The organism is Prevotella sp. kh1p2 (assembly GCF_900111525.1).
Classification (GTDB): Bacteria; Bacteroidota; Bacteroidia; order Bacteroidales; family Bacteroidaceae; genus Prevotella.
The window spans coordinates 72,463-83,714 of the sequence record NZ_FOHY01000011.1; the positions used below are offsets into that span (position 1 = coordinate 72,463).

Consider the following 11,252-nt stretch of genomic DNA (forward strand, 5'->3'; position numbering starts at 1 on the left):
TTTATCTGAACAAGCTGAAGTTCACGCTCCCGTAGGCTCTGTGCTCCACGAACCGCGGGTGCGAGGAGAAGTCATTGTGCTTGCCGTGCTCGAATACGAACACTCCGCCATCCTTCAGGAGACCTTTCTCCAGGACGAGGTCGGGTATCTGCGGCAGCTGCTCCAGTGCGTAGGGCGGGTCGGCGAACACGAGGTCGAACTGTTGGTGGCACGTCTTGAGGAAGCGGAACACGTCTCCGCGGATGAGGATGTCCTGCTCCGTGCCCAATTTCTGCATGCACTGGCGTATGAAGTTGGCGTGGTCACGGTCGGCCTCCACGCTGATAACGGATGCGCAACCTCTCGAGAGCAGCTCCAGAGATATGCTGCCGGTGCCTGCAAAGAGGTCGAGTGCGGTGCTGCCTTCCAAGTCCAAGTAGCCGTTCAGCACGTTGAAGATGTTCTCCTTGGCAAAATCGGTCGTGGGGCGAGCCTTGAACGACCGCGGTATGTCGAAGTGGCGGCCCTTGTAAATGCCTGTAATGATGCGCATATAGCTTTACCTTCCTTTTAAAAACAGCGTCATCAGGTCCAGCGGCATGCCGTTAATCTGCGTGATGGGAGCCCGGTTGAAGTCAGCCGAAGGATTGATGGCGAAGGCCTTGCGCATGTATCTGTGCAGGGCTTCGAGCAGCCATTCCCTGTCCGGAATGTCGCCCGAGAGGTACATTTCGTCCTTCTCGGCATCCATCTGCAGCTGCTGCCACACGTACAGCAGGTAGTAGGCAGCGTCTCGCGACTGGTCGGCAGCAAAGCAGTTGGTGAACTTGAAGCGGTTCTTGTCAAAGCAGAAGATGTCCAGCTTCTTGTCATGAAAGTAGCCGTACAGCTTGCGGTGCGTGCCCGTAAAGCTGCGTTGGTGCATGTAACTCCACACGGGCTGCACCGTGGGGATGAACCTCACGTCGGCGTAGTGGTCCTCCACGACCAGTCTGAGGTCCTTGTTCACGCCGAACACGGCCACGGCATTCAGGTTTGGCAGCACGCTCTGCATCACGGCTTCGCCCTCTGCGCCGGGGAAGCTGTGCAGGTAGAGCGCCTCCATCTGCTGCTCGTCGAACTCCTCGATGGGCACCATGAGCACCTGTGCGTCTACCATCACCTGCGCCCGGGTAAAGGGTTGGGTAAGCAGGTGAGCCGTCTTGAAGGCCTCGCGCAGGTTGGCTGCCGTGGAGATGCCGCTCTTCACGATGTACGGTTCGTACACTACCTGCGCCTCGGTCTCGGCGCTTGCCACGGCAAAAGCCATCGTGTACCGGCTGATGCGCAGCGTTACGCGCGGCTGTCGGGTAAGGTTTATGTTGTTGTTTTGCTCCATACTGTAGTTAGCGTACTGTTTGCAAAGATAGCGTTTTTTTCCTTTTTTCCGTACATTTCGGTTGTTTTCTCTTCCCGTCTTTGGGTTTCCGGCTCACCAGTTTACCTCGTTGCCGTTGGGCGAAGCGATGTCGCCGAACTTCAGTCCGGGGTATTCGCCGCGCCCGGTGGCCTCGCGTATCAGGGCGGCCACGGCCTCTTCATCCAGTCCGCAGAGGTATTCATGGTAGCCGGCAGCGCACTCCATGAGCGGAATACGTGCCCCCGAGCGGCCCGTCTGCGTGCTTACGGCAACGTGGAACTTAGCTTGCCGCGAGTAGGGAATGTATTGCAGCGAGTCGGCCAGCCACCCTCCGCCCACCAGAGTGGGTAGGTTGGCGTAGCTGCCGTTGGCCCTCAGGTAGGCTGTCTCGGCACTGCGGATGAGCAGCAGGCGCTCCTTTACGGCCTCTTCCCGCCGCTGTCGCTCCCGCCCAAAGCGCAGCGGAGCGCTCACGCTGAGCACGCACAGCACGGCCAACACGGCCACACAGGCCAGCAGAATGTAATTATTATTGAGTTTCATTCGTCGTTGAGGAAAATAATTTCTATTTTTGTATCTGCAAAAATACGACATTTTTTCAGAATACCGATGATAATCGACGAATTAACTTACCGCATTCGACAGGAATTCCACTTTGCCCCAACGCGCGAACAGGCCCAGGCCATGGAGACCTTCGGCCGCTTCATGACCGACCGCGACGCCTCGGCGGTGATGATACTGCGTGGTTCTGCCGGTACCGGCAAGACGAGTTTGGCCGGCGCCCTGGTGCGTACGCTGGCCCGGCTGCAGCAGAAGGTGCTCCTCCTGGCACCCACGGGGCGCGCCGCCAAGGTGTTTTCTATCAACAGCGGCCATGCCGCCTACACCATTCACCGCAAAATCTACCGGCAGCGGGGCTTGGGAGGAGACTTCAGCCTAAACGCCAATCTGCATGCCGACACGCTCTTCATAGTCGACGAGAGCTCCATGATAGGCAGCGGCGGTTTCGCCTCCGCCGAGGGCGGCAGCTTCGGTTCGGGCGACCTCCTGAGCGATTTGGTAAGGTTCGTCTATTCCGGTCGCAACTGCCGACTGCTGCTCATAGGCGACAAGGCGCAGCTTCCGCCGGTGGGAGAGGAGGAGTCGCCCGCCCTTTCCGGCACCGTGATGGGCGGCTACGGGCTCAAGGTGTACGAGCAGGACCTCAACGAGGTGCTGCGCCAGAGCCACGACAGCGGCATCCTGTACAATGCAACGGTCATCCGCCAGATGATAACCCACGACGCCGCTACCGAGCTGCCGAAGATTACTTTCGGCGCCTTTGCCGACCTGCAGATGGTGCTCGGCGCCGAGCTGATTGACACGCTGGGCTCCAGCTACAGCCGAGTGGGCATGGACGAGACCATCGTCATCACCCGCAGCAACAAGCGCGCCATCATCTACAACCGCGGAATAAGGAACACGATACTCGACCGAGAGGAGGAACTCTCGGCAGGCGACATGCTCATGATAGTGAAGAACCACTACCGCTCGCCGGCACCCGCGCAGCCCGAAGCCAAAGGACAGGACGCCACGGATAACCACCAGCTGGACTTCATAGCCAATGGCGACCGCGCGGTGGTGCGCCGCGTGCGCCACATACGCGAGCTCTACGGCTACCACTTTGCCGACGTAACGCTCACGTTTCCCGACTACGACGATGCCGAAACCGACTGCACCGTCATCATGGACAGCCTGGCAAGCGAGGCGCCGGCCCTTACCCGGCTGCAGAGTGAGGACCTATATAATAAGGTGATGGATGATTATGCCGACATACCCCTGAAGAGCGACCGCCTGAAACGCATGCGCGAGGACGTGTACCTCAACGCCCTGCAGATAAAATATGCCTACGCCATTACCTGCCACAAGGCCCAGGGCGGCCAGTGGGCGCACGTTTACATAGACCAGGGCTACATGACCGACGACATGCTTACGCCCGACTACATCCACTGGCTCTACACGGCATTCACGCGCGCAACGGAGAAACTCTTCCTTGTCAACTGGCCCCAGACGCAAACAAAGGGGTAAACACCCGCGCGGCTGAATTTTTTCGGCCTTGCGGTTGGTGCCTTGCCGCAAAATGCGTACATTTGTACAAAAATCTGATAGATGAGAGTTAAAACACGTTTTTTAATGCTTGCGCTCTGCCTGTTGCCGCTTTACGGCTTCGGGCAGAACACGACCTTGGAGCGCAGCTACCGCTGTGCAGCCCCCGACAAGCAGGGAACCGAGTACACAGAACTTTCTGCCTGCCTGCGCGTAGAGGTAAAGGACGGCCGCCCGTGGGTGGTTAACCTGTATCCGCAGTTCGACAAACGGGCCGCCAAGTCGCTGCGGTTGTGGGTCAACAGCATCCGCATGGGCGACTTGGATTACTGGATATCTTCGCTCGAAGCCATCAAGCAGAAGTTCGGTGAATGGACGGCAGTGGCTGCCGAGAATAAGGTTACCGACTACCGGCGCAACATGCAGACGCGCAAAATCTACTTCCCGCCCCTTTTTGCCACGATGGTTTCCGCCGCCGGAGAAATCTGCGAGGCCGACAAGGGAGGCGTGCAGCTGGTGCCGTATTTTGAAGTTGACAAGAGCGGCAACTGCTGCATAGCCCTAAGACCCACGCCGGCAACCTTCGTAACCTACGATTTACCCGACCGCGACACCGCCCTCTCCAATCCCGCTACTACGGTTATAGCGGGCATGGCCGGCGCCTACGAGCGGCGCGTAACGCCTCCCGCGTATGCCTTGGTGTTTGCTTCGGCGGGGCAGATAGATTCGTTTATCGAAGCGCTCCGGTTCTATCCCGAACTCCGAAAGCTGCAAGAAGCCGAGCAAACCAAGCGTAACAGGGCCAAGGAACTGGACAAAATATTTAAGTAACACCCACAACCCATGCGCATAAAAACCTTTCTTCTCGTTTTGGCCTGTGCCTTGTCGGCCACGGCCACGTGGGCTTGGAACCCGCTTAAAACGCCCAAACTGCCGCTGGAATGGCAGCCCGGGCATTATGTAGAGGGAACCCTCGACCAGAAACTGCGTGAGTGCGCAAGCATGTACCTGCGCCGCCAGCATGAAAACCCGAAGGCACATGCGGTTTACTTACGCGGAATGACGCACGGAGTAGACGATGCCGCCACGGGCAACCTTGCCAAGTCAACGCACACGGTGATACTGCGCTACACGCCCCAAAGCAAGTTGGTGTACGCCATCGGACTGGGCTATACCTGCTACCGCCAGCATACGGACGGCTATTACGAGGACATACGCCGAGCCACCCTGCACCGCTACCTTTACCATGACGAGCCTGCGGCCGCGGAATACGGCGTAGAGACGGCGCGCGTTTACCGCAACCGGAAGCAGGAACCGTGGGGAACGCTGGCCTTCCAGAAAGTTAAAGACGCGGGCGACGGCCTGCACGGCATGGTCATTGTGTGGACCATTAACGACGAACTTGCAGAGATAAACCGGCAGGAAACGGCCCAGGAAGCGGCCGAAGGCAAAGACCCGCGTGACGATTTGTTCCGATAGACTCGCCGCCAGCTCCCCCGCGTGGCCGCGATTGCGGCTCCGCCGGGGGTGCGATTGCGGCTATCAGCCTCCCGGTTGCGGTTCCGTTGCGCCGGCTTTAGCCTTTTTCGGTCTCACGTCCTCGTTTCCGCAGAGCCCGTTTCAGCCTTTTTTCATCTCCAATTTTCGCCTTTGCAGAACTCCCTTCTGCCCCCATCTTCACCCCAACTTTTATCTTATCCGAAAGGCGGGGGTATCTGCCCGTTTTCTTGAACATGTCTTTCAAGGCGCTTGAACATGTCCTTCAAGGGGCTTGAAGATGCCTTTCAAGGGCCTTGAAAGACACGTTCAAGAAACCTGCCGAACGCCTTTGCGCAACCTGCTGACACTCAATCGGTTGCCCGAAGGTGCATTTTCGGCCTCTTCCTCGCCCCAATATGCACCCCCGAAAAAGAAATATGGACAAAAAAGATGCGGCCTTGGATTATTTTTCTTATTTTTGCGAAGACAAACTTTAAATACAAGAAATGCCGGAAAGTGAAAACCCGCAGATGCCTGAAAGAAAGGTTTCTGTCAGGATGGAATATACCCCGTCCGTGAACTATGCCATGTCGCTCAATGGCGTGAGATACTTTGACTATTGTAATGTGACCAACGAAGAGGCTGCAGACTGGGCAAACGTGCACCTGAAACTGAGCGGCGAGTACGTTGAAACATCGGAGGTGGCGCTCGATACGGTGCCGGCAGGGCAGACCGTGCAGGTACGCGAGCTCGAGATAAAGCCCGATGCCGACAAGCTCTCGCAGCTTACGGAGGCGCTGCAGACCAAGCTGCACCTCGACATCACGATGAAGGAGGGCGACGGGGAGACGCTGCTGTGGCAGGCCGACTACGACTTGCGCCTGCTGGCTTTCGACGAGTGGCCGGGCATAGACATCCTGCCGGAGATGCTGGCAGCCTTCGTTACGCCCAACGACCCGGCCGTGGCACGGGTAAACGTGGCGGCAGCGGCGTTCCTGGAGAAACTCACCGGCAGCAGTGCCCTGGACGAATACCAGACCCGAGACCCCAACCGCGTAAGGGCGATGGTGGCTGCCATCTTCGAAGCCTTGCGCAGTGAGAAGATAGTGTACTGCGCTCCGCCGGCCTCGTTCGAGCGGAGCGGCCAGCGCATCCGCCTGGTCGAAAAGGTGCTGACGGAGAAGTTGGGCACCTGCCTGGACACCACGCTGCTGTTTGCCTCGTGCCTGGAGGCAGCCGGCATACACCCGCTGGTGGTGCTGATGAACGGCCACGCCTTTGTGGGCGCATGGCTGGTGGACAGCCGCTACTCGCAGATGACGGGCGACGACAGCTCCTTCCTGCTCAAGGCCAGTGCCGACGGCATCAACGAAATCGTGCTCGTGGAGACAACGGACATCACGGCTTCGGGCGACGTTACCTTCGAGCAGGCCGCCAGCCACGCCGAGAATAAGCTGCGCGGAGCCGAGACCGACTTCCGTCTCTTTATAGACGTGGCCCGCTGCAGGCTCAACGGCGTGCGCCCGCTGCCTGCACGGGTAGACGGAAAATGGCAGACCGCGGGCGTTGCCCATACCAACGTAACGCGCGAGGTGGCCGAACGCGAAACCATCAACGTTGACATGAACGTAGATGAGAGCAAGCTCACGCGCCAGCAGATATGGGAACGCAAGCTGCTGGACTTCTCGCTGCGCAACAATCTTATCAACATCCGCGTGGGCAGGCGCATCATTCCCTTCGTCTCTTACAATATCGACCGGCTGGAAGACAGGCTCCAGGCAGGCGAAGACTACCAGCTTTTGCCCACGCCGGTGAAGAAGGTGGAGCCGGGCGAATTTGGCATTTACGACTCTTCGCTCTACCGGGCGGAGATGGAGCAGCTGGTTACCGACGGGCTGGAACACCGGCAGCTGATTTCATACCTGACGGAAGAAGAACTCAAGGCGGCCGAAACGGGCATCTTCCGCGCTTCGCGTACAGCCATCGAGGAGAATGGTGCCAACTCGCTGTTCCTGGTGCTCGGGCTCATGAAGTGGTTCGAGACGGAGAAGAGCGTGCGGCCCCGCTATGCGCCGATACTGCTGCTGCCGGTCGATATTATCCGCAAGGGCTCCAACAACTACGTGCTCCGCACGCGCGACGAGGATATCATCCTCAACACCACTCTGGTGGAAATGCTCAAGCAACAGTTCGACATTCACCTCTCGGGGCTGGACCCGCTGCCGACTGATGACAGTGGGGCAGACGTGAAGAAGGTGTTTGCCACCGTGCGCACCCATCTCAAGGACCATAAAGGATGGGACGTGCTGGAGGAGTCGATGCTGGGTTTATTCTCGTTCAACAAGTTCGTCATGTGGAACGACATACACAACAACGCCGACAAGATGCGCCAGAATCCCATCATCAACTCGCTCATTGAGAAGCGCATTACGTGGCAGGACCAGACGCTGAACATAGACTCCCGCGACATTGACAAGAACGTGGAACCGGGCGAATTCGCCATTCCCATGGACGTGGACTCATCGCAGATGGAGGCCGTCATTGAGTCGGGAGAGGGCAAGAGCTTTATTCTCTACGGCCCGCCGGGAACGGGCAAGAGCCAAACCATTACCAACATGATAGCCAATGCGCTGTTTCACGACAAGCGGGTGCTGTTTGTTGCCGAGAAGATGGCTGCCCTCTCGGTGGTACAGAAGCGGCTTACAAAGATTGGCGTAGAGCCTTTCTGTCTGGAGATGCACTCCAACAAGGCCACCAAGACGCACTTGCTCGACCAGCTCGACATGGCCCTCAACGTGACGCACATCAAGACTCCGGAGGAGTTCGGGAGTGCTTCAAAGAGCCTCTACGACCAACGGCAGAAGCTCATCGGCTACATGGAGGCCCTGCACAGGCAGCATGGCAGCGGACTGTCGCTGTACGACTGCATTACCAGATACATCGCCATCGACGGCGATGAGGTAAAAGTGGATGCCGCGCAGCTGGACAAGTTCAACGATGCCTACGTGCAGCAGGTGGCCGAGGAGGTTGAAGGACTGGACACGGTGTTCCGGATTACCGGCCACCCGGCTACGCATCCGCTGCGCGGACTCAACGTGAAGGACGTGTCGGTTGAGGCACAGGGCAAGATGCCCGCCTTGCTGCAGGCCGTTAAGGCGGCGCTGTTGCCGGCCTCGCAGGCCGTAAGCCGGTTTGCCGCAGCCTACGGTCAGGCCGACGAACAGACCACGGTGCAGGCGCTGCGCATCATCGACCAGATAGCACGGTGGCGCGAGGTAATAGCCTTGCAGGCTGCCGCCGACAAGCAGCACAAGGAGATAGCATCCGTTTATACGGACAAGATATTCGGACGCAATGCCGCCCAGATGGAGACAGCATGGCAGGAGGTGAAGGCCAAGTGGTTCCTGCCCAGGTTCTTTGCCAAGCGCAACTTCGTGGCTGACCTGAAGCAGTTTAATCCTTACATGAAGGCTGCGCAGGTGGACGGACTTATCTCCAGCCTGAAGAACGACGAACAGCAGCACGCCGCAGTGACCGAAAAAGCCCGGCAGCTGGCCGCCGAGGTGGGTGTTTCGGCCAGTCAGATACTGGCTGCCAACGATGCAGAGCAGGCCACGCTGCAGCAGATTTCAACCGCTGCCGCCACGCTGCAGCAGGCACTGAACAAAGCTGCGCCGGTGTTCGACTTCGATACCGCCGACCTTGCTGCTATCGGCAAGACCATTGAATCGGCAACGGCCAACTTGGATAAGGTGCGCGACTGGTCGCAGTGGTGTACCCGCAAGACGCAGCTGATGCAGCAACACGCCGGCCCGGCGGTTGACTACATCATCGAGAACAACGCCTCTGGACATGAAGCATCGCTTGCTGTACGCAAGGGAGTTTACCACCAGCTGGCCCTGAAATGTATTGATGCGGAACCTTCGTTGCAGCTTTTCAACGGTTTGCTCTTCGAAGATCAAATCAAGAAATACCGCGAGCTGGCAGCCAACTTCCAAACGTTGACCAAGAAGATGCTGTACTATCACCTGGCATCTCGCATCCCCTCGCTCACCATCGAGGCCGCAAACACCTCCGAGGTGGGCATCCTCAAGCGCTACATAGCCAGCAAGGGCCGCGGCGCAACGATACGGAAGATAATCGACCAGATACCTACGCTGCTGCCGAAGCTGTGCCCCTGCGTGCTCATGTCGCCCCTCTCGGTGGCTCAATACATCGACTTAGCCCAGCAGGACAAGTTCGACCTCGTGGTCTTTGATGAGGCTTCGCAGATGCCGACATCAGAAGCTGTGGGCGCCATAGCCCGGGGCAAGAACCTGATAGTTGTGGGCGACCCGAAGCAGATGCCGCCCACGAGCTTCTTCTCGACCACGCAGGTGGATGAGGAAGAGGCCGAGAACGACGACATGGAGAGCATTCTCGACGACTGCATCACGCTCTCCTTCCCCTCGCGTTACCTCACCTGGCACTACCGTTCCAAGCATGAGAGCCTGATAGCTTTCAGCAATCAGGAGTACTACGACGGCAAGCTGTTCACCTTCCCGTCGGTAGACGACCGCGTGTCGAAGGTCACCCTGCGCCATGTTGACGGCACTTACGACTACGGCCGCACCCGAAGCAACCGCCAGGAGGCCGAAGCCATTACCGAGGAAGTTATCCGCCGGCTCCGCTTACCCGACGACCAGCAGCACTCCATCGGCATCGTGGCCTTCTCGAAGGTGCAGATGAACCTCATCGAAGACGTGCTCACGGAGGAGCTGGCCAAGCATCCGGAACTGGAAAGCAAGGCCTACGACGTCGAGGAACCTATCTTTATCAAGAACCTGGAGAACGTACAGGGCGACGAACGCGACATCATCCTCTTCTCCGTAGGCTACGGACCGGACAAGAGCGGCAAGGTTTCAATGAACTTCGGACCGCTGAACAACGCGGGCGGAGAGCGCCGGCTGAACGTGGCCGTGTCGCGTGCACGCTACGAGATGGTGGTGTTCTCGACACTGGAACCCGAACAGATAGACTTGCGCCGCACCAAGGCAAAGGGCGTGGAGGGGCTGAAGAACTTCCTGGAGTTTGCCGAACGGGGACGCCTCTCCGTCAACCCGATGCAGGCAAAGCCCAATGAAGAGAGCGACCTGATAAACGACCTGGCCGTTGAACTGGGCAAGCAAGGCTACGAGGTCGACAAGCTGGTGGGCCGTTCGCAGTTCAAGATTGACCTTGCCGTTATCGACCCGCACAACAAGGACACCTATATTATGGGCATACTGACCGATGGCAAGCACTATTATGAGACCAAGACGGAGCGCGACCGCGAGATTTGTCAGCCCAATGTGCTGCGTATGCTCAACTGGAACGTGATGAAGGTGTGGTCTGTAGACTGGTTTGAGAACCGGCAGGCCGTGGTAGAACGCATCGTAAAAGCACTGAAGGACATCCAGGAAGGCAAGCCTGCAGGCGAGCAGCCGATACCCAAGTCGGCCGCATTCTCTGTGGAGCAGGAACCCGTGGAGATAGCTGTCAACGAGCATCAGCAGGACTATGTCGTTGCCGACGACCCCAAGATAACGCGGCAGGGCGACATGGATTACGTGCTCACCCAGGGCCGCAACGTGGCTACTGAGCTGCGCCACATCGTCGAAGTGGAACAACCCGTTACGGCGGGTTACCTTGCCAAGCGCATTGTCAAGATATGGGGGCTCACTCGGGTGACGCCTCGACTGCAGACATTCGTGAGCCGACAGCTCGATACCTTTGCCTACCGAGACCTCACTACCGACCTTGAGAACCCCTGCTTCTGGCTTTCGCCCGAGGCGGCAAACGGCTACGACAAGTACAGAGTTAACTCCGGACGCGACATTACGGATATTCCGCTCATCGAACTCATGAACGCCATGCACTATGCAGTGGAGCAGCAGATTTCCGTTTCGGCCGAAGACTTGAAGCGACAGGTGGCTCAGCTGCTTGGCTTTGCACGCAAGGGAGCCAAGATAGGCGAAGCGGCGGACAAGGCGCTGCAGAACTTGCTGGACGCCGGAACGCTCCGGGAGGCTGACGGAATGGTGTCGCTCGTACCGCAGCAGTAAGGTCGAAGGCCCGCCGACCCGTTGCAACCGCGGTTATGAAAGCACCGCTTGGTGTAGCAACAGGTGTGCTGTGGCGGTGCAGAACCGTGGAGTGGGCAACTTTTGACAGGTGTCGAACCATCGTGTGACAGGTGTCGAACAATCGTGCGACACCTGTCGAAAGTTCCCGAAACATAGCTTCAAGACTTTTCCCGGGTATTTACAGTACCCTCGGGGCAGTGTTGCTG

General features: G+C 58.3%; 8 protein-coding genes. 4 read left to right on the forward strand and 4 right to left on the reverse strand.

Features of this window, described 5'->3' with window-relative positions; all coding sequences use genetic code 11:
• Nucleotide 1: 1 nt before the first annotated feature.
• The 3 genes from rsmD to BMW31_RS07965 form a co-directional block, all read right to left on the reverse strand.
• The gene (gene rsmD, locus BMW31_RS07955; RefSeq protein WP_091823713.1) at nt 2-532 is read right to left on the reverse strand and encodes a 16S rRNA (guanine(966)-N(2))-methyltransferase RsmD; all 531 of its coding nucleotides are present in this window, start codon (nt 530-532) and stop codon (nt 2-4) included.
• Between the two features lie 6 nt (nt 533-538).
• A complete protein-coding gene (locus BMW31_RS07960) occupies nt 539-1,357 on the reverse strand; it encodes a DUF3822 family protein (RefSeq protein ID WP_091823717.1) in 819 nt (272 codons plus the stop codon).
• Nucleotides 1,358-1,450: 93 nt separating this feature from the next.
• Complete coding sequence (locus BMW31_RS07965) at nt 1,451-1,921, reverse strand: hypothetical protein (protein WP_091823721.1); 471 nt, start codon at nt 1,919-1,921, stop codon at nt 1,451-1,453.
• A 66-nt stretch (nt 1,922-1,987) separates the two neighbouring features.
• Between BMW31_RS07965 and BMW31_RS07970 the strand changes: the two genes are divergently transcribed.
• From BMW31_RS07970 to BMW31_RS07980, 3 genes are all read left to right on the forward strand, one after another.
• The gene (locus BMW31_RS07970) at nt 1,988-3,445 is read left to right on the forward strand and encodes an ATP-dependent DNA helicase (protein ID WP_091823725.1); all 1,458 of its coding nucleotides are present in this window, start codon (nt 1,988-1,990) and stop codon (nt 3,443-3,445) included.
• Between the two features lie 81 nt (nt 3,446-3,526).
• A complete protein-coding gene (locus tag BMW31_RS07975) occupies nt 3,527-4,294 on the forward strand; it encodes a hypothetical protein (RefSeq protein WP_143049173.1) in 768 nt (255 codons plus the stop codon).
• 12 nt (nt 4,295-4,306) lie between these two features.
• Entirely contained in the window at nt 4,307-4,942 is a 636-nt protein-coding gene (locus BMW31_RS07980; RefSeq protein WP_091823731.1) for a hypothetical protein, read from the forward strand.
• A gap of 97 nt (nt 4,943-5,039) precedes the next feature.
• On the opposite strand, the gene BMW31_RS13445 is transcribed toward BMW31_RS07980, so the two are convergent.
• On the reverse strand, nt 5,040-5,198 hold the full coding sequence (locus BMW31_RS13445; protein WP_177166291.1) for a hypothetical protein: 159 nt from the start codon (nt 5,196-5,198) through the stop codon (nt 5,040-5,042).
• Nucleotides 5,199-5,448: 250 nt separating this feature from the next.
• Here BMW31_RS13445 and BMW31_RS07985 point away from each other — a divergent pair, with 250 nt between their 5' ends.
• Nucleotides 5,449-11,025, forward strand: a complete 5,577-nt coding sequence (locus BMW31_RS07985) for a DUF3320 domain-containing protein (protein WP_091823735.1) — start codon at nt 5,449-5,451, stop codon at nt 11,023-11,025.
• Nucleotides 11,026-11,252 lie beyond the last annotated feature (227 nt).